The organism is Vibrio sp. V39_P1S14PM300 (genome assembly GCF_009904765.1).
GTDB classification, from domain to species: Bacteria; Pseudomonadota; Gammaproteobacteria; order Enterobacterales; family Vibrionaceae; genus Vibrio; species Vibrio proteolyticus.
This window is the reverse complement of sequence record NZ_WXWP01000142.1, coordinates 1-22,155: the sequence shown is the minus strand read 5'-3', so window position 1 is coordinate 22,155 and position 22,155 is coordinate 1. Positions and strand designations below refer to the sequence as shown.

20 protein-coding genes and 1 riboswitch are annotated in these 22,155 nt (G+C 51.6%); of the genes, 12 read left to right on the top strand and 8 right to left on the bottom strand.

Annotated elements, in window-relative coordinates:
• Window positions 1-14: 14 nt before the first annotated feature.
• The 4 genes from CAG65_RS06780 to CAG65_RS06765 all read left to right on the top strand — a co-directional run bounded on the left by CAG65_RS06780 (window position 15) and on the right by CAG65_RS06765 (window position 4,185).
• Complete coding sequence (locus CAG65_RS06780; protein ID WP_021704260.1) at window positions 15-1,229, top strand: pyridoxal phosphate-dependent aminotransferase; 1,215 nt, start codon at window positions 15-17, stop codon at window positions 1,227-1,229.
• A 108-nt stretch (window positions 1,230-1,337) separates the two neighbouring features.
• On the top strand, window positions 1,338-1,937 hold the full coding sequence (gene yfbR, locus CAG65_RS06775; RefSeq protein ID WP_021704261.1) for a 5'-deoxynucleotidase: 600 nt from the start codon (window positions 1,338-1,340) through the stop codon (window positions 1,935-1,937).
• A gap of 67 nt (window positions 1,938-2,004) precedes the next feature.
• On the top strand, window positions 2,005-3,306 hold the full coding sequence (locus tag CAG65_RS06770) for an anti-phage deoxyguanosine triphosphatase (protein WP_161453003.1): 1,302 nt from the start codon (window positions 2,005-2,007) through the stop codon (window positions 3,304-3,306).
• A 315-nt stretch (window positions 3,307-3,621) separates the two neighbouring features.
• Window positions 3,622-4,185, top strand: coding sequence for a C40 family peptidase (locus tag CAG65_RS06765; RefSeq protein ID WP_237668772.1), 564 nt, complete (start codon window positions 3,622-3,624; stop codon window positions 4,183-4,185).
• 11 nt (window positions 4,186-4,196) lie between these two features.
• Here the strand turns inward: CAG65_RS06765 and CAG65_RS06760 are convergent, their stop codons facing one another.
• Window positions 4,197-5,081, bottom strand: a complete 885-nt coding sequence (locus CAG65_RS06760; RefSeq protein WP_161453001.1) for an AraC family transcriptional regulator — start codon at window positions 5,079-5,081, stop codon at window positions 4,197-4,199.
• 145 nt (window positions 5,082-5,226) lie between these two features.
• Here CAG65_RS06760 and CAG65_RS06755 point away from each other — a divergent pair, with 145 nt between their 5' ends.
• On the top strand, window positions 5,227-6,192 hold the full coding sequence (locus tag CAG65_RS06755; RefSeq protein WP_161452999.1) for a phytanoyl-CoA dioxygenase family protein: 966 nt from the start codon (window positions 5,227-5,229) through the stop codon (window positions 6,190-6,192).
• Window positions 6,193-6,240: 48 nt separating this feature from the next.
• On the opposite strand, the gene CAG65_RS06750 is transcribed toward CAG65_RS06755, so the two are convergent.
• Window positions 6,241-7,257: an adenosine deaminase gene (locus CAG65_RS06750; RefSeq protein WP_021704266.1), complete on the bottom strand. Its 1,017-nt coding sequence runs from the start codon at window positions 7,255-7,257 to the stop codon at window positions 6,241-6,243.
• Window positions 7,258-7,333: 76 nt separating this feature from the next.
• A riboswitch (purine riboswitch) is annotated at window positions 7,334-7,433 on the bottom strand.
• Between the two features lie 106 nt (window positions 7,434-7,539).
• Window positions 7,540-8,145 carry a tRNA-uridine aminocarboxypropyltransferase gene (locus CAG65_RS06745; RefSeq protein WP_161452998.1) on the bottom strand — a complete coding sequence of 202 codons (606 nt, stop codon included), beginning with the start codon at window positions 8,143-8,145 and terminating at the stop codon, window positions 7,540-7,542.
• A 3-nt stretch (window positions 8,146-8,148) separates the two neighbouring features.
• Between CAG65_RS06745 and rrtA the strand changes: the two genes are divergently transcribed.
• On the top strand, window positions 8,149-8,706 hold the full coding sequence (rrtA, locus tag CAG65_RS06740; RefSeq protein ID WP_161452996.1) for a rhombosortase: 558 nt from the start codon (window positions 8,149-8,151) through the stop codon (window positions 8,704-8,706).
• A gap of 28 nt (window positions 8,707-8,734) precedes the next feature.
• Here rrtA and sohB read toward each other — a convergent pair whose 3' ends face one another.
• Complete coding sequence (gene sohB / locus CAG65_RS06735) at window positions 8,735-9,796, bottom strand: protease SohB (protein WP_161452994.1); 1,062 nt, start codon at window positions 9,794-9,796, stop codon at window positions 8,735-8,737.
• A gap of 88 nt (window positions 9,797-9,884) precedes the next feature.
• Between sohB and CAG65_RS06730 the strand changes: the two genes are divergently transcribed.
• The 4 genes from CAG65_RS06730 (at window position 9,885) to CAG65_RS06715 (ending at window position 15,922) form a co-directional block, all read left to right on the top strand.
• Window positions 9,885-10,628, top strand: coding sequence for a YciK family oxidoreductase (locus tag CAG65_RS06730; RefSeq protein WP_021704270.1), 744 nt, complete (start codon window positions 9,885-9,887; stop codon window positions 10,626-10,628).
• A gap of 129 nt (window positions 10,629-10,757) precedes the next feature.
• Window positions 10,758-11,435: a translesion DNA synthesis-associated protein ImuA gene (gene imuA / locus CAG65_RS06725; protein WP_021704271.1), complete on the top strand. Its 678-nt coding sequence runs from the start codon at window positions 10,758-10,760 to the stop codon at window positions 11,433-11,435.
• A 9-nt stretch (window positions 11,436-11,444) separates the two neighbouring features.
• Window positions 11,445-12,842: a Y-family DNA polymerase gene (locus CAG65_RS06720; protein ID WP_161452993.1), complete on the top strand. Its 1,398-nt coding sequence runs from the start codon at window positions 11,445-11,447 to the stop codon at window positions 12,840-12,842.
• A gap of 8 nt (window positions 12,843-12,850) precedes the next feature.
• On the top strand, window positions 12,851-15,922 hold the full coding sequence (locus CAG65_RS06715; protein ID WP_161452991.1) for an error-prone DNA polymerase: 3,072 nt from the start codon (window positions 12,851-12,853) through the stop codon (window positions 15,920-15,922).
• A 55-nt stretch (window positions 15,923-15,977) separates the two neighbouring features.
• On the opposite strand, the gene CAG65_RS06710 is transcribed toward CAG65_RS06715, so the two are convergent.
• Both CAG65_RS06710 and mlc read right to left on the bottom strand, forming a co-directional pair.
• Complete coding sequence (locus CAG65_RS06710) at window positions 15,978-16,919, bottom strand: chemotaxis protein CheV (protein WP_161452989.1); 942 nt, start codon at window positions 16,917-16,919, stop codon at window positions 15,978-15,980.
• 99 nt (window positions 16,920-17,018) lie between these two features.
• Complete coding sequence (gene mlc / locus CAG65_RS06705) at window positions 17,019-18,236, bottom strand: sugar metabolism global transcriptional regulator Mlc (protein ID WP_021704275.1); 1,218 nt, start codon at window positions 18,234-18,236, stop codon at window positions 17,019-17,021.
• 272 nt (window positions 18,237-18,508) lie between these two features.
• Between mlc and pyk the strand changes: the two genes are divergently transcribed.
• Window positions 18,509-19,951, top strand: coding sequence for a pyruvate kinase (gene pyk, locus CAG65_RS06700; RefSeq protein WP_021704276.1), 1,443 nt, complete (start codon window positions 18,509-18,511; stop codon window positions 19,949-19,951).
• A gap of 23 nt (window positions 19,952-19,974) precedes the next feature.
• Here the strand turns inward: pyk and CAG65_RS06695 are convergent, their stop codons facing one another.
• A complete protein-coding gene (locus CAG65_RS06695) occupies window positions 19,975-21,123 on the bottom strand; it encodes a patatin-like phospholipase family protein (RefSeq protein ID WP_021704277.1) in 1,149 nt (382 codons plus the stop codon).
• A 12-nt stretch (window positions 21,124-21,135) separates the two neighbouring features.
• A complete protein-coding gene (gene cydH / locus CAG65_RS06690) occupies window positions 21,136-21,225 on the bottom strand; it encodes a cytochrome bd-I oxidase subunit CydH (RefSeq protein WP_040902277.1) in 90 nt (29 codons plus the stop codon).
• A 175-nt stretch (window positions 21,226-21,400) separates the two neighbouring features.
• Between cydH and CAG65_RS06685 the strand changes: the two genes are divergently transcribed.
• Window positions 21,401-21,994: an outer membrane protein gene (locus CAG65_RS06685; RefSeq protein WP_161452987.1), complete on the top strand. Its 594-nt coding sequence runs from the start codon at window positions 21,401-21,403 to the stop codon at window positions 21,992-21,994.
• Window positions 21,995-22,155 lie beyond the last annotated feature (161 nt).

Here is a 22,155-nt window from a genome sequence, read left to right as displayed (position 1 = left end):
TCAGGAATTATACAATGCAAAATATCGGGATGTCGTCAAAACTCGATAATGTCTGCTACGACATTAGGGGTCCTGTACTCAAACATGCTAAGCGCATGGAAGAAGAGGGGCATAAAATACTGAAGCTGAATATCGGCAACCCTGCCCCATTTGGCTTTGATGCCCCTGACGAGATCCTGGTTGATGTCATCCGCAACCTGCCAACGTCACAAGGTTACTGTGATTCCAAAGGTATTTACTCGGCACGCAAGGCCGTGGTGCAGCATTATCAGAAAAAAGGCATCCGCAGCCTGGATGTCGAAGATGTTTACGTCGGCAACGGCGTGTCGGAGCTGATTGTCATGGCGATGCAAGCACTGCTGAATAACGGCGATGAAATGCTGGTCCCGGCACCGGATTATCCGTTGTGGACAGCGGCAGTGGCTCTGTCTGGCGGTAAAGCGGTTCACTATTTATGTGATGAACAAGCCGACTGGTATCCAGATTTGGATGACATAAGGAAGAAAATCACGCCGAAAACGCGCGGTATTGTGTTGATCAACCCGAATAATCCGACCGGCGCTGTCTACAGTCGCGACTTTCTGCTGGAAGTGATCGAGATCGCCCGTCAGCACAAACTGATCATTTTTGCCGATGAGATTTACGACAAAGTACTCTACGACGGTGCCACACACACCTCCATCGCCACGCTGACGGAGGATGTCCTGACCGTCACCTTTAACGGTTTGTCAAAAGCCTACCGGGTGTGCGGTTTCCGCGGTGGCTGGATGTTCCTGACCGGACCAAAGCATCTGGCGCAGGGCTACGTGGCCGGACTCGATATGCTAGCGTCGATGCGTTTGTGTGCCAACGTCCCGATGCAACACGCAATCCAGACCGCACTCGGTGGTTATCAGAGCATCAATGAGCTTATCCTGCCAGGCGGTCGTCTGTTGGAACAGCGTGACCGAGCCTGGGAACTCATCAACCAGATACCCGGTGTATCGTGCGTGAAGCCCAAAGGCGCCATGTACCTCTTCCCGAAAATCGACACCAAGATGTACAACATCAAAGATGACCAGAGAATGGTGCTCGATTTCCTGATTCAGGAAAAAGTATTGCTGGTCCAAGGCACGGGCTTTAACTGGCCCAAACCGGATCACTTCCGCATTGTGACCCTGCCACACGTGGAAGATCTGGAACTGGCCATTGGCCGTTTTGAGAAATTCCTGTCAACTTACAGCCAGTAAGTATCGATTGCCGATATTCATTGGTATGCTAGTCGGGCACACTTTTCTACACTGAAAAGTGTGCCCGTTGCTATTTCGGCCCCATTCTCAGCAAGGATGTTTGTTGCTATGACAGAAAGCCAAGCCAAAGAAAGTCATTTTTTTGCTCATCTTGCCCGGATGAAGCTCATCCAGCGCTGGCCCCTAATGCGCTCCGTGTCGAGCGAGAATATCTCCGAGCACAGCCTTCAGGTTGCGTTTGTCGCCCACATGCTGGCACTGATAAAAAATAAAAAATTCGGCGGTACACTCAACCCTGAGCGCATCGCACTGCTCGGTATGTACCACGACACCAGCGAAGTGCTTACCGGTGATCTGCCAACGCCAGTCAAATATTACAACCCGGATATCGCCAAAGAGTACAAGAAAATCGAAGCGGCGGCTGAACACCGTTTGCTTTCGATGTTACCGGACGAATTTCGTGATGATTTTGCCCCCTACCTGATCTCCACCGAAGCCAATCCGCAAGAAGCGGCGATCGTGAAACAAGCGGACACCATCTGTGCCTACCTCAAATGCCTAGAAGAACTCAGCGCGGGCAATCACGAGTATGCACTGGCGAAGAAGCGCCTTGATGTCACACTTCACCAGCGCCGCAGTGATGAAATGGACTATTTTCTCAACACCTTTGCCCCAAGTTTTGAATTATCTCTGGACGAAATCAGTTAACAGCTATTAATGTAAAAACAAATAGATAAGATCGGGAGACACAGGTGTGAAGGTAGACATCAGCCCTATGTGGCAGCAACGACACGATGACGAACATAAAATTCGCCGTGACGATCACCGCACGCCGTATCAACGTGACCGGGCGAGAATTCTTCACTCCGCCGCCTTTCGCCGTCTGCAGGCCAAAACTCAGGTGCACGGCGCCAGCATGAACGATTTTCACCGCACCCGTTTGACCCATTCGCTGGAAGCGGCGCAGCTTGGCACTGGCATCGTGGCACAATTGAAGAAGAAGCAGCCAGAGTTTCGCGACTTACTCCCGTCGGACAGCTTGATCGACTCTCTCTGTCTGGCCCATGATATCGGCCATCCCCCTTATGGTCATGGCGGCGAAGTGGCGCTCAATTATATGATGCGCGATCATGGTGGCTTTGAGGGCAATGCCCAAACTTTCCGTATCGTGACTCAACTGGAACCTTACACGGAACATTTCGGCATGAACCTGTCACGTCGTACGCTGCTTGGGCTGATTAAGTACCCGGCACTGCTCAGCCAGACTCAAGCCACCCTGCGACCTCAGCCTGTGGCACATCAGCGCCAGTTGAAAGCCAAAGAGTGGGCACCAGCCAAAGGGCTCTACGATTGCGACCAAGCGCGTTTTGACTGGGTGTTGGCGCCTTTGTCTCCCCATGATAAGGCCCAGCTGAGCCTGATGCGCTCGGATGGTGACTCCGGGTTTAAACACAGCAAAACCCGCTTTAAATCAATAGACTGCTCCATCATGGAACTGGCCGACGACATCGCCTACGGGGTACACGATTTGGAAGACGCCATCGTACTCGGCATGGTTAGCCGCCACCAGTGGCAGGAGGACGCCGCCACTCGTTTGCTCGAAACCGGAGCGCCCTGGTTCGAACAACACATCCAGTCTGTCAGCGATATGTTGTTTTCCGGCGAGCACCACCAACGCAAAGACGCCATCGGCGGCATCGTCAACGCGCTGCTGACCAGCATCCGCGTCAAACCTGTAGAAGCCGACTTTACCAGTGAACTGCTGGCCTTCAACGCGTATCTCGAACCGACCATGGCCAAAGCCTTGGATGTGTTTAAACACTTTGTCAGCGAACACGTCATCCAGATACCTCAGGTGCAGATTGTCGAGTACAAAGGCCAGCAGATTATTATGGACCTGTTTGAAGCTTTCAGTGCCAACCCTGACCGCCTGTTGCCGGAACACACGAAAAAAAGCTGGCTGTCGTCAGGCGACAACTCGGCAGGCATGCGGGTGATCGCGGACTACATCTCATCCCTGACGGACGGACATGCACAGCGTCTGCACCAACAACTGTTTTCTTCTCACGGTTACTAACATCCCCCAACCTTATCAAGGGATAACCGTATAAAAACCAAAAAAGCGCTCGTTGAGCGCTTTTTTGGTAACAACGACGAAAAAGTGGTCAATCTGTTTCTCTTTTGCCTAAGCTGTCAGTAATCATAAAGGTAGAAGGAATCTCGCTGATCACACTCCTTAACAATCATACGGGTTATTTTTTCGGCAGATTATGGTAAATTGTGCGGCGTTCTGGCAGCCATCCTTCGAACCAAGGTTTTGTTCAGCGTCAGGATTGGAGTCTGACATTGGCTTTTTTCAATGACATTTTCAACGACAAAGTACAATAAATTTATGAAGTTAAATCACCTGACTTTTATTCCACTGGCTTTACTGTTAAATGCCTGTGCAAACACACAACCTGAGCAATCCAGCCGGGAATCGTCCAACGCGACGCCTCCAGCCACCCAGTCGGTTAACAAAACACACACCACGTCACCGTCACTGGCCGAGATTCAAGCGCAAGATACCGAGCAGATGATCGACTATGCACGCGAGTTCCTTGGCACTAAATATGTGTGGGGCGGTTCATCACCCAAAGGGTTCGACTGTTCCGGCTACATCAAATACGTTTACAACAAGTTTGACATCACGATTCCGCGTACCACGGCGGCCTATCCGAGCCTGTATGGTAATAAAGTGTCTCTGAAAGACGCAAAACCAGGTGACCTGATCGTATTCACTGGTACCAATCCAAATATTCGTAAACCCGGTCATGCCGGCATCATCACCTCCGTCGATGACGGGAAGCTAACGTTTATTCACAGCTCATCATCGAAAAAGCACTTCGGGGTCACTGAAACCGATTACTACAAGAGCGGTTATCCGCGCCGGTTTCTTACCGTAGTACGGATGTAAACAAGGCGCGTTCAGCGCCTTTTTTCATAGCTACTGGCACGAAACTTACGCCGGAACCCACCCGGCGTCATCTGTTTGTACTTTTTAAACAGACGATTAAAATTCGCCTGATTCACAAAGCCGGATTGCTGCGCAATCACGCTGACGGGCCAATCAGAGCGAATCAGTAACGAGCACGCCTTTCCTAAACGAACCTGAGTGATGTACTGATTAACGCCCATCCCCATCATCCGGCGAAAAAAGCGAGTCAGAGTGCTTTCACTCATGGCCACCACCTGAGCAAGATCCTCCAGCAATAACGATTCAGTATAGCCTTCGTGAATCTGCTCAAGTAACAGGCTCAATTGCCGCTGCTCGCGTTGATCCGACTCAACCATCGTGCCCTCCTGCCCGGAACAGAGAAGTTCATATTCACCACAGTGGCTGAGCGCATCGAGTATCTGCAATAACAAAGTCAGGCGTCTGGCTGAGGACGCCGACTCCAGCGCAATAAACTGTGGCAACAACTCGTTGACCAGTTGCGGGGGGAAGTGCAGGCCTCGTGACGCATCCGTGGTTAAACGCTGCAGTGCACGGTACTCCGGAAACAGCTGGCACACGGCGTTAACCCACTGCTGATCAAACCACAAGACATACACGGTATGTGGGTGCTCAGCGTCAAGAACCCGGTTCGACTGCCAGGTATGTGGAATATTAGGCCCCAGTAAAGTCAAATCCGCATCACCATAAGCGGTGATCTGATCACCAATGTAACGTTCTCCACAGCTATTGAGTGTCAGAGTCAGCTCATACTCGGGATGAAAGTGCCACTCAAACGGTATCGCCTCCAACCGGCGAATCAACAGTCGCCAGGAACTGTTGTTGGCATACGCCACTTTTTCAAACTGAGCTTTCATAAGAAGTACATAGCCACTACAACAGACACAAATATTGACTGGATAGTACTAAATATTGCTGATTTTGCATCACTCCGAGAACGCCAAGGTTGCCAAAATGTGAACAAATAACAACAAACCTCTTAGTACCCACCGGGGAGAAAGTATGAAAAACCGTTATGAATTCGGAGACAATGCGCCTGGCAATAACAGCGTCTCAAACATTCACGATGTTCAACTGCGGGATATCCGTAAAACCTTACCGCTCAAAACACTGACCGAAGAACAGTTCGCCTTCTGGCAGCACAACGGTTACGTCGTGCTGCCACAAATCATCAGCCCAGAGGCGGTACAACGTAGTCAGGATTTCTTGTGGGAATTTCAGGAGATGTCGCCAGACGACACCACCACCTGGTATCAGGATCAGCGCCGTGATCATGCCATGGTGGAACTGAATAATTCCGGAATGGTGGAGTGTTACAACCATCAGGTTTTATGGGATAACCGTCAAAACCCGGATGTGTACCACGCATTTGTTGATATCTGGGATCGGGAAGATTTGTGGGTCACCATTGACCGCGCCAACTTAAACCCACCCAACCGTGCTAACCGCGCATTCAGTGGCTTCATCCATTGGGATGCGGATACCTCGCTCACTCCTCTGCCGGTCAACGTGCAGGGGGTACTGGCCCTGTCAGACACCGATGAGCAAACCGGCGGTTTCCAGTGCGTGCCGGAGCTTTACCGTCAATTAGAGCGCTGGCGTGAGACTCAGCCAGCCGATCGCGATCCGTATGTACCGGATCTGGCGGGTTTTGAGGCTGAATTTATAGCGATGAAAGCCGGCGACTTATTAATTTTCAACAGTTTGCTTCCTCACGGCATTCGTCCAAACCAGTCAGATCGGGTACGCATGGCACAGTACATTTCGATGGTGCCAGCCGAAGAAACTCACGCCACGATCCGCCAATGGCGGATTCAGTCCTGGCAGGATCGTCTCCCGCCAGAAGGCTTTGCCTTTCCGGGTGACCCACGCAACTGGGAACAGACTCGCTACCCAAGAGCAGAGCTGAGTGTGCTGGGAGAAAAATTACTCGGTAAGCGCGACTGGTCGCTGGTGCACAAAGTATAATGCAGATGAAAACGGGGCTGATTCAGCCCCGCTTGTATCGCATTTTTCTTAAGCGCTCGTCTGACGGACAAAATCATGCACCTGCTCAGCCAGCCTCTGTTTGTGTGCATCATCGATAAAACTGGCTTCAATGGCGTTCAGGGTAAATTGCGCCAGCTCTTGTGGCGTCATCGTATGGCTGTCGGCCACCGCCTGAAAATTATCCGTCATGTAACCACCAAAGTAAGCCGGGTCATCCGAGTTGATCGTCACGCACACATTCTGGCGCAACAGGTCGACAATGTTATGTTGATCCATAGTGTCAAACACCTTCAACTTAGTGTTTGAGAGTGGGCACACCGTCAGTGGCACCCGGCTTTTCGCCAGATCGCCCACCAGCGCCTGATCATCCACACAACGCACCCCGTGATCGATGCGCGAAATTTTCAGCAGATCGAGGCTGTTATGGATATTTTCAACCGGCCCTTCTTCTCCGGCATGGGCAACCGTCAGGAAACCATGACGAATTGCTTCCTGAAATACGCGCTCAAATTTCTCTGGCGGATGCCCCAATTCAGACGAATCGAGACCGATACCAACGATTTTGTCCTTGTGCGGCAAAGCCATCCGCAAAGTCTCAAACGCACTGTCTTCATCCAAATGACGCAAAAAACACATGATGATTTGACTGCTGATCCCCAATTGTTCGTGACCATCACGCAGCGCCCGCTCAATCCCATTGATCACGGTTTCAAACGCAATTCCACGTTCAGTATGCGTTTGCGGGTCAAAAAAGATTTCGGTATGAATGACGTTATCGGCCTGACAACGCAACAGGTACGCCCAGGTCAGATCGTAAAAGTCTTGTTCATGAACAAGGACATTCGCTCCCTGATAATAGATATCAAGAAACGATTGCAGATTGGTAAACTGGTACGCGGCCCGCACATCTTGTGGTGTTTTAAAAGGCAGGTCAATCTGGTTACGTTGCGCCAGGTTGAACATCATCTCGGGCTCTAACGTCCCTTCAATGTGCAGGTGCAGTTCAACCTTCGGCAGTTGCTGGATAAAATTGGTCTGGTTCACGCTTGTATCTCCATTCAATGAATTTCAACAAGCGCCTTTCTCTCGCCTAAATATTCACGATATACAAAGAGAAAAGCGCTATGCACTTTCTCTTCGTAATCTGGAATTTACGGCTCCAGGTAGAGACCCTCACTCCTTATCAGTGAGGTTATACGAAGCATCGGCCTTGGCTCACCTGAGGTGGCTAACCGATTGCGCGCCATTATAGCCATACAAGAACCACAATGCCAACAGGCCCAAACCCATTGAGTAGCAGCTTACTCCTCAGTATAGGCCAAGTGTCTATTTCGCATAATTTTTCTCAAAGACTCCGGCAGGCATCTGAGCTATCTGGAATTCAACCATCTGTTCAAAAGCACTCACCAAAGGCAAGAAATCCCTATCCGGCTCCAGCAGAGTCAACAGATGATACCCGGCCTCAACCGTCGACAAGCTGTTATCACTCGGCGCTTTGCGGATACGGTAGTTGCCTTTAAGGCCAGTAGGCAGATGCAGCCCTGGCAACGCCTGCAAGTTAGCCGATAACTGATACATTTTGTACGCTTTTTTCCAGGTACCATCAAGCAGGATCACCCGCACTTTATCCACCACAGGATCGATCGGCATTTGGGTAACAAGTTGAGAGACATCGCTGGGATACAACACGAAGTTGCGGCTATCTGGCTCGCTGAGCAAGCGGTTTAAGTCGGTATGCGCAGAAAAGTCTTCACCGATAAAATGGTGACTGTTTGGCAACGATAAACTTAAAATACGTGCCGTACCCATGGGTTTATGTTGCTCACTGGGGTGCTGAAGGATGACCAGTTCAACATTCGATGGTAGGCTCTCTATCCATTCGCATATGCACGCTTTACGCGATTTACCACACTCTGAACAATATCGGGACATAACGTGAATCTGTACCTGTTACTATCTGTTATCAGTTTACTCTGCCTTGGGTTACAATTTGAACCTCTGCAGTCGGGCATGGCCTGGACCAGCGCCGGCATTCAACATGGTCAGTGGTGGCGCATCCTAACAGGAAACTTTACCCACACCAACTTTGCGCATCTAGCGATGAACCTCGCCGGATTATGGGTCATCAGCTACATTTTCCGCCCTGCAGCACGCCAGCTTATGACCGCTCTGTTGTTTATCGGGATGGTCGTGGGCGTGTCCAACCTGTTTAGCGAGATGACCAGTTACGTTGGCCTGTCCGGTGTGCTGCATGGTGTGTTTGCCTGTTTCGCGCTGAGCGAGGCGCTTAACGGTCGACGCAGCAGTTGGCTACTGGTCTTGGGTGTGATGGCGAAAGTTGTCTGGGAACACACTGTCGGCCCATCCGAAGAAACCAGCGCCTTGATTGGTGCCAGGGTAGCAATTGAAGCCCATCTGGCCGGCATGCTGGGCGGCATCGCACTGGCACTGGCTACCTACATTCTTTCCCGTTCGCCACAAAAAAACGCCTGACTGAGTCAGGCGTTTTTTATCCATCGCGTCAGACTATCGGCCGCTGACCACGATTGATCAGTTTGAGCAGAACGCTGTCCGCCGCTTCCCCGGCCACGCCCGCCAGTTTCTCGGTCAGCTTTTTCTTCTGCACATAACGAACCTGCAAAACGGTCTTATTCTGACAGGCATCAACCACCAGATCGTCGGAAGTCCGAATCTCATCCACCAGCCCCAGGGCTTTCGCCTGGGAACCGAACCAGTGTTCCCCGGTTGCCACACTGTCCAGATCCAGCTCAGGACGGTGCTCACGGATGAAGTCTTTGAACAGGCCGTGGGTTTCTTCCAGTTCCTGTTTAAACTTGTCTCGCGCCTTATCGGTATTCTCACCGAACATGGTCAGCGTTCGTTTGTATTCACCCGCGGTCAATTGTTCAAACTCAATGTTATGTTTTTTCAACAGCTTATTGAAGTTTGGCAACTGAGCGATGACCCCAATGGAGCCCACAATCGCAAACGGAGCGGACACGATCTTGTCGCCAATGCACGCCATCATATAACCGCCGCTGGCGGCCACTTTATCGACAGAAATCGTCAGTGGCAAACCGGCCGCTTTAAGGCGATCCAGCTGTGAGGAAGCCAGGCCGTAACCGTGTACCATGCCCCCGCCAGACTCCAGTCTCAACAGCACTTCATCCCCGTCACGGGCAACAGCCAGAATCGCCGTAACTTCTTCACGCAGCGACGCCACTTCTTTGGCATCAATACTGCCGTGGAAATCCAGCACAAACAGATGTGGTTCACGCTTACTGTCCAGCGTCCCCTCTTTGGCTGCTTGTTTAATGGCTTTCTCCCGGGATTTGTTCTTCTCTTTTTCGCTTTTCTTTTCCGCTTTATCACGCGCTTTAATAAACGCATCATCGTGCAGGTGGTGTTCCAACTGCTCCACGGTGTCTTTGTGTTGCTCGGTCAGGTTCACAATCTCCAGTTCCCCTTTCGCCGCACCACTTTTACTGTTCACTGCTTTGGCTATGACTAAAATCGCAATGATCGCGACCACAACGGTGGCAATCTTGGCCAAAAACAGGCCGTAGTCCAACAAAAATTCCAATGCTAATATCCTCACATGTGCGAATTGGTGTATTGTAACCGTCTTGTCACGAAGACTTAAAGTAGAACATACAATAAGGATGCTCCCCGTGAATTATTCCGTTTCCTCAGATGCCCTGAAAGATAAAGTCATTCTGGTTACCGGCGCTGGTGCCGGGATCGGTAAACAAGCCGCTCTCAGTTACGCAGAGCACGGTGCGACCGTGATTCTGCTGGGTCGTACCGTCAAAAAACTCGAAGAGACGTACGACGAAATTGAAGCGGCGGGCTACCCTCAGCCTGCCATTATTCCTCTGGACATGAAAGGGGCAAGCAAGCAGCACTACCTCGACATGGCAGACACCATCGAGCAACAGTTCGGTCGTCTGGACGGCATACTGCATAATGCCAGTATTCTGGGTGTGATCAGCCCCTTTGACCAAATTGGTGAAGACACTTTCGACGATGTGATGCAGATCAATGTCAAAGCGCAGTTCATGATGACTCAGGCTCTGCTGCCGCAGCTGCATAAATCTCAAGATGCGCGCATCGTCTTTACCAGCTCCACCGTTGGTCATGTCGGCCGTGCATTCTGGGGAACTTACGCCATCTCGAAGTTTGCGACAGAAGGCATGATGCAAGTGCTGGCGGATGAACTGAGTGATACCGCAATTCGGGTCAATGCGATTAATCCGGGCGGAACCCGTACCGGCATGCGCGCGAAAGCCTTCCCGGCGGAAGACGCGCAGTTACTCAAAACGCCGAAGGACATCATGCCGCTGTATTTGTACCTGATGGCTCCGGAAGGCAAAGACGTCAACGGCCAGTGCATGGACGCTCAGCCAAAAAAATAATCCTCTGAATTTTTCGTACACTCAACGCCTTGCTGTTTTCAGCAAGGCGTTTTTCATTTTACCGAACCACATTTTGCTTGCAGGTCCAACGGGAATATTTATACTGTACATATATACAGGTAAATAATTATGTATGAACTAATTGAGCATCTAAAACATAAGCATTTGATCTGGCAAGGTTCTCAGGTAACCGCCACAAGCGATACGCTGCCAACTGGCTTCAGCGTACTGGATCAGAAACTGGATGGTGGTCTGCCGTCACACGGAGTGGTCGAAATCCAGTCACCGGGTGGCGTCGGGGAATTGCGCCTGTTGATGCCACACATTCAGCGCACCAGTTATCACCGCTTAACGGTGTTAGTCAATCCGCCCGGTCTGTTGTGCGCAGAGCAATTGCAGTCTCAAGGCATCGACAACCAGAAGGTACTGCTCCTCTATCCATCCACTCCCAAGCAGGCGCTATGGGCGGCAGAACAATGTCTGAAAAGCGGCGCTTGCAGTAATGTATTGCTCTGGCATCAGGGCTTGGAAGTGCATCAAGCACGCCGGTTACAGGTTGCCAGCGAAACGGGTCATTGCCTGCAATTCCTGTTCAAGCCGCAACAGATGAATCTGTTGTCACTGCCTGTTAGCCTGAGTTTGACCCTGATGCCACACCGCCGCGGTTTGTCTGTCACCATCACCAAACGCAAAGGTGGCTGGCCTCATGGCAGCTTTACTCTCGATATGGGTCATTTATGGCCTAGTCTGACACTAAGCCAACCAGACCCGGTCATTATTCCCTTTCCGCTACAAAAACAGGGCTGAGGAGGCAGCATGCAACTTTGGCTTTATCTGCACTTTCCCCAACTGCAACTGGACCGTTTGTATGCATCTCAGGAACAACCACTGGTGATAGTGAACAGTCAGTCCCATCAGGTCATGCAATGCAATCCACTCGCGGTCCAGCAAGGGATTAAGCACGGTATGGGGCTGGGCAGCGCTGCGGCGCTATGCACCGATCTTCAGGTTCATCCGTATGATCCCAGTGTTGAAGAGCAGGCACTGAACGATATCGCCCAATGGTTGTATCTGGTTACATCCGACATCGTGCTTTACCCGTCGCACGGTCTGTTGCTTAAGGTCACGGATATGCTGGCTCTGTATCAGGGGCTGGACAATTACTGGCAAACCGTATCCCGCCACCTTGATCAGCAAGGTGTGTGCTATCAGTTTGCCACGGGTTTTTCACCTTATGCGGCCATCCTGTTGGCCAAATCCGGACAAAACCACATCGAAGCTGATAAAGAGGCCCTGCTCGCTCTGCTCCGCCGCCATCCGCTGACCACCACAGAACTCAGTATGGCCCAGGTCAGCAAACTGAGCCGGATCGGCATTCATACGCTGGACGAACTGCTGGCTCTGCCGACGCAAGAGCTGGCCCGGCGTTTTGATATCGACCTGGTCAACTATATCGGACGTTTACTCGGGCAGTTCAAACACCCACAACCCTTTTATCATCCGCCGGAAGCGTTTCATCACTCTCTGGAGCTTCTCTTTGATATTGAGAATGTGCAATGGCTGGAAAAGCCGCTCTACACACAACTGCGTAAACTGGAGTTGTTCCTCACGCTGCGCAACCAGGTGGCCTTTGAGCTCAGTCTGACTCTGCATCAGCGGAATAAACCGGACACCACCTTAACTCTGACCTCTGCCAGTGGTGATTACCTCGCCGATAAATGGGCACAGCTGTGCAAGCTAAGTATGGAATCACTGAGTCTGACGGCTCCGGTTCAAGGGCTCAGTCTGGCTATCCAGCGCAGCGCTCCCCAACAAGCAGCCACTCAGGACATTTTCTGTGGCGAAAAAGGTCAGTTGAATGAACTGGAACTGCTCTCGCTGCTGCAAGCCAAATTGGGCAAAGAGCAGGTCCACAAAGTGGCATTCTGTGACGATCCACGCCCGGAGAAAGCGTCACGTCTGTGTGACCCAACCCGGCAAGTACCGGAAAGGGCGTCCCACCCCCGCCTTCGTCCCAGTCTGTTGCTCCCTGAACCTGAGCCGCTGAATGAAAAAGTCACACTGCACGAAGGGCCTGAGCGCATTGTCAGCGGTTGGTGGGATGGCGAAGAGGTCATTCGAGATTACTTTATCGCCCGCAGTCATGACGGGCGCTGGTTGTGGGTGTTTCGTACCCCGCAACAGCAGTGGTTCCTTCACGGACAGTTCAGTTAGGAGAGCACATGCCATACGCAGAACTGTTTTGTCAGAGCAATTTTTCATTTCTGACCGGGGCTTCACACCCCGAAGAGCTGGCGTTGCAGGCCGACTTCCTGCGTTACTCAGCACTGGCGATCACCGATGAATGCTCAATCGCCGGTGTGGTACGCGCGCACACCGCAATCAAAGAGCATAACCTGGCACTCAAGCTGATCGTCGGCAGCATGTTCTGGCTTAACCCGGAATGTCAGGTAGTGCTACTCTGCCCGAATCGGCTTGCTTACGCAGAGCTGTGCCGGATTATTACCAATGCCCGGCGCCGCTCCGATAAAGGCGAGTACCGTTTATCCGAATGGGACCTGATGTCAATACGACACTGCCTGATCATCTGGCTGCCCATTAATCAGGCCAGCGACCATTATTGGGGCCAATGGCTGGCACAACACCACCGTCATCGCTTATGGCTTGGCCTGCAACGTCATCTGCGTGCCAGCGATAAAACCGATCTGGCCCATTGCCAGCACCTGGCTCAGGAATTAGGGTTACCAATCACTGCCTGCGGTGGCGTCCTGATGCATACCGCCACCCGTTTGCCGCTCCAACAGGTACTGAGCGCCATCCAACACGGCAACACGGTCGAGAATCTCGGAAGCCACCGGCTGCACAATGCCGAGCGCTGCCTGCGCAGCACAGAAAAGCTGAGCCGGCTCTTCCAGTCGCAATGGCTGGAAGAGAGTCTGGCTATCGCCAAGCGCTGTGAATTCAAACTCAGCGATCTACGCTACGAATACCCCAGCGAGCTAGTGCCGGATGGTATGACACCGATGGGCTATCTGCGCCAGTTGGTTAAGCAGGGTGAACTGACCCGCTTTCCCGAAGGCGTCCCAGACGCAATTAGTCATACTATCGAGAAAGAACTGGCACTGATCGAAGAGCTCAATTATCCGTTTTATTTCCTGACCATTCACGACATAGTGATGTTCGCCAAACAACAGCAGATCCTCTATCAGGGGCGCGGTTCAGCGGCCAACTCCGTGGTGTGTTACTGCCTGGAAATTACCTCGGTCGATCCTCGCCAAATCTCGGTGCTGTTTGAACGTTTTATCAGTAAAGAGCGCAATGAGCCGCCGGATATTGACGTCGATTTTGAACATGAACGACGAGAAGAAGTCATTCAGTATATCTACCGAAAATACGGCCGTGAGCGCGCTGCTCTGGCCGCGACCGTGATTTCTTACCGGTTTAAAAGTGCGGTGCGGGATGTTGGTAAAGCATTGGGCATCAACGAAACACAACTCGACTACTTCATAAAAAACGTCAATCGCCGCGATCGAGGCCTCGACTGGCAGGCACAGGTTATTGAGCTCGGACTGAAGCCCGACTCACTCAAGGGTGAACAGTTTATCCAGTTAGTCAATGACATCATGGGGTTTCCGCGTCACCTATCTCAGCATGTGGGCGGCTTTGTTATTGCTTCCGGCCCTTTGTATGAACTGGTTCCGGTCGAAAACGCCTCCATGACTGAGCGCACCGTCATCCAGTGGGACAAGGACGACCTGGAAAGCCTGGGGCTACTCAAAGTCGATGTGCTGGCTTTGGGGATGCTGACCGCCATCCGCAAATGTTTTGCCATCATCGCCCAGCGTGAGCAGAAACAATACACACTGGCGGACATCACCCGGCGTCAGGACGATCCGAATGTCTATGGCATGATTCAGCGCGCCGACACCATCGGGGTATTTCAGATCGAATCCCGGGCCCAGATGAGTATGCTGCCACGCCTGCGACCGACCAATTATTACGACCTGGTGATCCAGATTGCCATTGTCCGGCCGGGTCCTATCCAGGGAGACATGGTGCATCCGTTCCTGAAGCGCCGCCATGGTGAAGAGAAAGAGAGCTACCCATCAGAAGAAGTGCGGGACGTGTTGTCACGCACCATGGGCGTCCCGATTTTTCAGGAACAGGTGATCAAACTGGCTATGGTGGCAGCGGGCTTCAGCGGCGGCGAAGCTGACCAGTTGCGCCGGGCCATGGCTTCGTGGAAAAAAACCGGCCAGTTGATGAAGTTTAAACACAAGCTGATTGATGGCATGACTCAGCGGGGCTATGAACAAGCGTTTGCCGAGCGGATTTTTGACCAGATCTGCGGCTTTGGTGAGTATGGTTTTCCGGAAAGCCACTCTGCCTCCTTTGCGGTGCTGGCTTATTGCTCGGCCTGGCTCAAGTATTACTATCCGGAAGCCTTTTATACCTCGTTACTCAACAGCTTACCGATGGGCTTTTACAGTGCCTCGCAACTGATCCAGGATGCACGTCGGCACGGCATTCGTGTCCTGCCGGTGTGTGTGAATGCCTCCGTGTTTGACCATCAAGTGGTGACCGAGCATGATCAGGCTGCCATTCGGCTGGGGTTACGCCTGATCAAAGGATTTAGCGCCGATGCCTGTAAGCAGCTATTGGCGGCTCGCCCGTATCAGGGCTATCAACACATAGATCAGCTAAAACACATCGGTCTGAGCCGACGTGATATTGAGTTGCTGGCTTCCGCCAACGCGCTGCAAGCTTTTACCGATAACCGCTATGCCGCTCGCTGGTCCATCATGGACTCCGCCTCAGATCTGCCCTTATTCCGACAGCTTAATGAAACCGATCCCGTGACCCTTTCGGCCCCCGATGCCCGACAAACTTTGCTGGAAGATTATGCCGCAACGGGGCTTGCTTTGGGCAAGCACCCGGTAACCCTGCTCGAAGAAGCCGGCCAGCTCGGTCGTTTTACCCGCATGCGTGATCTGGCGTGCTGCGATCATCAGTCGCTGGTGACCGTTGTGGGTGTGGTCACCGGAAAGCAGTCGCCGGGTACGGCCGCTGGTGTCACCTTTTTCACCCTTGAAGATGACAGCGGCAACATGAATGTGGTGGTCTGGAAAGCCACTGCCCGGGCGCAAAAACGTGCCTATCTGGGCGCAAAAATTCTGATGGTCAAAGGCATTTTGGAACGTGAGGGCGAGGTGATCCACATTATCGCAGGACGGTTGACTGATCTGACCGAACGCCTGACAGGGTTACAGACTCAATCACGCGACTTTCACTAAACCGGGTACACAAAAAAGGGAGCCAAGGCTCCCTTTATGGTCATTATGTGGAAGATTACAGTAACTCGCGCAGGCGATCCTGGGCCACTTCCACCAGCAGATCCGGCTGAAATTTCGAGATAAAGCGATCACAGCCGACCTTCTTCACCATGGCTTCATTAAAGCTGCCACTCAGCGACGTATTGAGCGTAATAAACAGATCTTTCATGCGCGGATCACTGCGCACTTCGTACGTCAGTTTGTAACCGTCCATTTCCGGCATTTCTGCGTCTGTGATCATCAGCAGCAGTTCTTTGGTCACCTCTTTGCCACTGTCACACCAGGATTTCAGCAGGGTCAGTGCTTCTAACCCATCACGACACTCGATGATGTTCAGGCCGAGCTGGGATAATGTCCCCTTAATCTGGGCCCGGGCAGTCGATGAATCATCCACAATCAGGACATTGCGGCCATCCAGCAACGGCGCAAGATTCGGATCCAGCACTTCTTCTGAAATCGAGACGTCGTAATCAATGATCTCTGCCAGCACTTTTTCAACATCGATGATTTCCACAATCTGCGACCCGTTGCCTTCTTTGATTTGGGTAATCGCAGTCAGGTAGGTCGCCCGACCGGCCGTTTTAGGTGGCGGCTGAATTTCAGTCCAGGCCGTGTTGACGATATTTTTCACCTGCCCGACCAGAAACCCCTGCACTGAGCGGTTATATTCCGTGATGATCAGGTTTTCTTCGGTGTGCTCAAGACGAGATGGCGGGAAACCAATCGCACGTCGCAGGTCGATCACCGGAACCGACTCCCCACGCAGTGACGCCACACCAGTAATGTACGGATGAGAGCCCGGCATTTTGGTCAGGGCGGGCATCTTGATGACTTCTTTGACTTTAAATACGTTGATCGCAAAAGTCTGCCGACTATTGAGACTGAATAACAGCAATTCCAGTCGGTTTTCCCCCACCAGATTGGTGCGCTGATCAACTGTGTTTAGTACTCCGGACATACCGATACCTGTCTTAAAAATTGTTCAGTAAAAATCACCCCATATAGAGTGCAGGTATATGGGCTGAAATACAATACAGCAAATTTATCGGTAAAAACGTTAACCCTCAACCACTTTCATCAACAACAACCCGTCATATAAGGCCTGTTTGATCAAAGCGGCACCGGGCATCGTCGCCTGTTTGTAGAATCGCGATTCCACCAGCTCCAGTTCACGGGTGTAAACCGGCATGCTTTGTTCTTGAATACACTGGTTAATCGCCGGGTACAGAATGTCTTTCGCCTGATTGATCACACCGCCAATCAAGACTTTTTCCGGGTTGAACAGGTTAATCACAATCGCGATCGCCGACCCCAGATAGCGTCCGAGTTTTTCAATCACGTCCACACACAACGGATCGCCTTGCGCCGCCGCCGTGCAGATATCTTCGATGGAAAGCTCTTCTTTGTCTGTCAGAACCGACGCTTCGCCACGCGAAATCCGCTCTGCCACTTCTTCGCGAATCGCCTGAGAACTCGCCACGGTTTCCAGACAACCACGATTACCGCAATGGCATGGCTTGCCATTCGGATCAATCTGGATATGCCCCAGTTCACCAATGTTGCCATGACGCCCTTGCAGCACCCGGCCGTCCAGCACAATACCGGCTCCCAAGCCGTGATGAATGGAGATCAGAACCGAGTTTTCGTTGTCCTGCGAATGACCGAACAGTTTCTCCGCCAGCGCCCAGGCACGGGTATCGTTGGCGACAAACACTGGTAAACCAGTTGCTTTGTAAATTTCAGGGCCCAGCGCCAGATTCTCCACATTGTAATGGGGCATCTGCAGCACAATCCCCTGCTCGGAATTCACCAGACCCGGCAAAGTGATCGCAATACTGGTCACCCGGTCCAATTGATCAGCGTAGGTTTGGAAAAACTCATCGATTTCATGCAGCAGACGCGCCAGTACGTCCTCTTGATCGATTTCGTGGATATCAATTTTGGTATCAATCAGGACATCGCCACCCAATTCATGCAGAGCAATGGTGAGATAACCGCGTCCAAGACGCATCGAGAGGAACTGCCAGCCTTCGTTGTTAACCTGTAGGCCAATGGCCGGACGACCACGACTGGTTGCCTCCTGCACTGTGGTTTCCTGTACCAGATGAGACTCAATCAGCTCTCGCGTAATCTTGGTAATACTTGCAGGCGCAAGTTCACTCTCTTTCGATAAATCGATGCGAGAAATAGGGCCTTTTTGATCAATCAATTTGTAGACCCGGCCGGCATTGACCTGCTTAATATGGTCAATATGGCCTGGTTGAGCCATGTACATGATGCACTCCAAAAAACAACAACGTGGCAATTTTTTTACTTTGCGAACTAATTGTGAAGCGCTTTGATATATCGCCGTGACAAGCATCACGGATAAACATAAATCTTTGTGGAAGCCATCAAATCAGCAAGGATTTTCGCTTTTTTTACAGTGTTTTTTCACGCCACCAAAAATCCGACCGGGCTCCGTGTCGCCGGTTGAGGTTTGTGCTAGGGTTAATCACATCGGCGAATTATCGCACCTCCAGTGCCTTTACATCATCAGGAGAGAACATGGCCTCTACACTAAGAAGAACGAAAATTGTCACCACACTGGGTCCCGCTACCGATAGGGATAACAATCTGGAAGAGATAATCCGCGCCGGCGCCAACGTAGTCCGCATGAACTTTTCGCACGGCAGTGCCGAAGATCATAAACTGCGTGCAGAGAAAGTTCGGGCGATTGCTGCTAAATTGGGCACCCACGTTGCCATTCTCGGCGATCTTCAGGGTCCGAAGATTCGAGTCTCCACTTTCAAAGACGGTAAAATTCAACTGACCGTCGGTGACAAATTCATCCTTGATGCCGACATGGCTCCAGGCGAAGGTGATCAGGACGCGGTCGGCATCGACTACAAAGCCTTGCCACAAGACGTGGTCCCAGGAGATATCCTGTTGCTGGACGACGGGCGGGTACAGCTGGAAGTCATCTCCGTCACCGACAGTAAAGTGCACACCCAGGTCACCATCGGCGGCGCTCTGTCGAACAACAAAGGGATCAACAAAAAAGGCGGCGGCCTGTCGGCCGATGCTCTGACGGAAAAAGACAAACGGGACATTCTCTTAGCGGCTGACATCAAAGTCGACTATCTGGCGGTGTCATTCCCGCGCAATGGCGAAGACATGAAATACGCCCGCCGACTCGCCCGCGACGCGGGTCTCGAAGCCAAGCTGGTCGCCAAAGTCGAACGGGCTGAAACCGTGGTCTCGGAAGAGTCCATTGACGACATCATCCTCGCTTCTGACGTGGTGATGGTCGCACGGGGAGACCTCGGGGTCGAGATTGGCGATCCGGAATTGGTGGGCGTTCAGAAACAGTTGATTCGCCGCACCCGCGCACTGAACCGCACCGTCATCACCGCCACCCAGATGATGGAATCGATGATCGAAAGCCCGATGCCGACTCGTGCCGAGGTCATGGACGTGGCTAACGCCGTCCTCGACGGCACAGACGCCGTGATGCTGTCTGGTGAAACCGCCGCAGGTAAATACCCGGTAGAGACGGTCAAATCGATGGCAGAAGTGTGTCTCGGGGCGGAAAAAATGGCGTCGATCAACCGCTCGAACTACCGCCTGGACAGAACCTTCGATAGCCCGGAAGAAACCATTGCTATGTCCACCATGTATGCGGCTAACCACCTCACTGGGGTGAAAGCGATGATTTCTCTGACCGAGTCCGGTCGCACCGCACTGATGATGTCGCGCCTGAGCTCCGGCTTACCCATTTTTGCCCTGTCCCGCAACGAAGGGACACTCAACAGCACCGCACTGTACCGTGGCGTATTCCCGGTCTATTTTGATACACGTGGCAGCAGCGGCCTGGAAGTGGCACAAACCGCAACCCAGGCACTGAAAGAGAAAGGTTTGCTGCACGAAGGCGATCTGGTGATCATCACTCAGGGTGATGTGATGGATGTGATTGGCTCCACCAACTGCATGCGGGTGTTGTCTGTATAAGGACCGGATTAAAAAAGGAGCCATCAGGCTCCTTTTTTCAGTTTGGTACTGAGATAATCTTCAATAAAGCGGTACCCGGCTTTCAGCCCAAGCTCATAATCGTGCTGCAGATCTTCCGGTTTGCTCATCAGTGACCCGGATTTCAGCGGTTCATCCGGCATGATCTGTACGACAAAACAATCGTCTGGTGGCGCACTGAGAAATTCTTGAGTCAGCGCATAAGTCTGGTAGTGCACCATCAACATGTCCGCTAGACCTGTATCAAACTTATCACCCAGCAGATTGCTGAGGCGGTAGACATTGTCAGCACCAAACAACCAGCGACCACCATTTAACAGCTCCAGATGCTGTTGGTCCTTTTTCTGCTCTTTTGCCCGTGCCAGCCTCTGGTAGAAGAAATTACTCCAGTCGGCGCGAAAGCGGTCAACCTGTTGCTGCCACTTCTCTTGCAAACCATTGAATGATTCCCGAAACCATTCAACTTCACCCGGTGCGACCTCCACTTGAGCAGGCTCCAGCTCTGGCTGCAAATCACTGCCTTCAGTCCGGATCACGATGATGCAGCGGCCGCCTTTGCGCCAGGCTTCCTGAACCGGAATGGACGCCGAAACCCCACCATCGACATAGTGTCGGCCGTTGATCTCCACTTCTTCATGATACAGACGCGGAATCGCACAGGTGGCAATCAGCACTTTAAACCAATCTTCGCCGAGAAACGGCAGATAGTGATCCTGAAAAGTCCGGGCATCAGTAACCGCGGCCATCGCTTTTCGCTCGCCCAGTGCCATGCGACCCATATCAATATCCAGCTTGTAGGGAAAATCGCTGATTTTCTCTAAAGCCCAGTCGAGACGCAGGTATTGTTTACGTCTTATATAACTGAAAAGATTGAAAAATTCAGGATCGGTGGTTAAATCCGTAATAAACGTTTTCCCTAAGCCATGCTGACGACACAGAAAGGAACATAAATTCAACGCCCCCGCAGACGTGCCGTAAAATTCATGAAACGGGTCAAAATTGGATAACAGAAAAGCGTCTAAGACACCGGCAGTAAAAATACCTCTTTGTCCGCCGCCCTGAGCGACCAACGCATTTTTACCGCCTGTGTACCTTGCAAGCCGGTCAATGTCGACCAGTGACTGTGAGTCAGTAATGATACCGCTGTTGTTCATCGATGAACGGACTTAGTGAGTAATGGCAACCAGTCCAAATCCTATCAGGATGGCAAAGATTGTCACAGTGATCACTAAGGCATATTTCAGATTCGATTCCATCTCTTACCTCCAACTCGCCATTAATAAGCTTGCGGAAACACCCGCAGCCCATGGTGTAAATGTAACAAAGTAATAACACCCATGTGATACATGTTCAATATTTGTCTTTTTTCTGTGCGGAATTATGCAGTTATCATCACACTTACTAAGGACTTCTGACTCACAAGGACAGCTTATGTGCAAACATTACCTGACGGTTTCAGTGCTCGGTTTGTTAAGCTTCGCTTCTCCCGGCCAGGCGCAGTCGTACATTACGCCCTGGATAGGGTACACATTTGGCGGCGAAGTCGAAAACCAAGACGGGCACCATTACGACATTAAGGGCTCAGAGAATGTTGCTTTTTCTGTCGAGACTGACATTCAAGCCGGTAGAATTGGGGTGTTCTATGCGTACCAAAGCAGTGAGATTGAACACGTTAAACTCGATTCCAAAGTGCATTACCTGCAGTTTCAGAGCAGTCTCTACTATCCGATTCAACCCAACTTCTCCTCCTACCTTGGTTTAGGTGTCGGCGGGTCGTACATTGATGCGAAATGGGTGGATGATCAGTACGGGTTTTCAGCCAGTATTTTTGGCGGGGTACAGTATGACTTAACCCAAAACCTATCCTTGAACGGGCAATTCCGCTGGCTGGGAACGGTGGTTGACAATGACACCACGGCCGCCTGTACCTTGCCTACCAGCGAGAGCGATTCTTGTCTGATCCGTTTCGAAACAGACTGGATGAACCAGTTTTCAACCAACATAGGTTTGGTGATGCGATTTTAACTGACCAGGTATGACCAGTATTGTTACCCAGTATATTGAATTCATTTCAGGGTAATACATCGACAGAGTGTATGTTTTTCAGTCATACGCTCTTTTTATTTATCAAGTGTTTTTCTCCAACCCACCCTCACCCAGCAGCAGTAACCGCTGACCAATCACAC

Coding starts and splice junctions, on each gene's coding strand:
- mlc (WP_021704275.1), bottom strand. CDS start 18,236: ATGTACATGGCTCAACCAGGCCATATTGACCATATTAAGCAGGTCAAT.
- CAG65_RS06760 (WP_161453001.1), bottom strand. CDS start 5,081: ATGAAAGCTCAGTTTGAAAAAGTGGCGTATGCCAACAACAGTTCCTGG.
- imuA (WP_021704271.1), top strand. CDS start 10,758: ATGTATGAACTAATTGAGCATCTAAAACATAAGCATTTGATCTGGCAA.
- CAG65_RS06755 (WP_161452999.1), top strand. CDS start 5,227: ATGAAAAACCGTTATGAATTCGGAGACAATGCGCCTGGCAATAACAGC.
- CAG65_RS06780 (WP_021704260.1), top strand. CDS start 15: ATGCAAAATATCGGGATGTCGTCAAAACTCGATAATGTCTGCTACGAC.
- cydH (WP_040902277.1), bottom strand. CDS start 21,225: ATGGAATCGAATCTGAAATATGCCTTAGTGATCACTGTGACAATCTTT.
- pyk (WP_021704276.1), top strand. CDS start 18,509: ATGGCCTCTACACTAAGAAGAACGAAAATTGTCACCACACTGGGTCCC.
- CAG65_RS06720 (WP_161452993.1), top strand. CDS start 11,445: ATGCAACTTTGGCTTTATCTGCACTTTCCCCAACTGCAACTGGACCGT.
- yfbR (WP_021704261.1), top strand. CDS start 1,338: ATGACAGAAAGCCAAGCCAAAGAAAGTCATTTTTTTGCTCATCTTGCC.
- CAG65_RS06695 (WP_021704277.1), bottom strand. CDS start 21,123: ATGAACAACAGCGGTATCATTACTGACTCACAGTCACTGGTCGACATT.
- CAG65_RS06765 (WP_237668772.1), top strand. CDS start 3,622: ATGAAGTTAAATCACCTGACTTTTATTCCACTGGCTTTACTGTTAAAT.
- CAG65_RS06710 (WP_161452989.1), bottom strand. CDS start 16,919: ATGTCCGGAGTACTAAACACAGTTGATCAGCGCACCAATCTGGTGGGG.
- CAG65_RS06685 (WP_161452987.1), top strand. CDS start 21,401: ATGTGCAAACATTACCTGACGGTTTCAGTGCTCGGTTTGTTAAGCTTC.
- CAG65_RS06745 (WP_161452998.1), bottom strand. CDS start 8,145: ATGTCCCGATATTGTTCAGAGTGTGGTAAATCGCGTAAAGCGTGCATA.
- CAG65_RS06715 (WP_161452991.1), top strand. CDS start 12,851: ATGCCATACGCAGAACTGTTTTGTCAGAGCAATTTTTCATTTCTGACC.
- CAG65_RS06770 (WP_161453003.1), top strand. CDS start 2,005: ATGTGGCAGCAACGACACGATGACGAACATAAAATTCGCCGTGACGAT.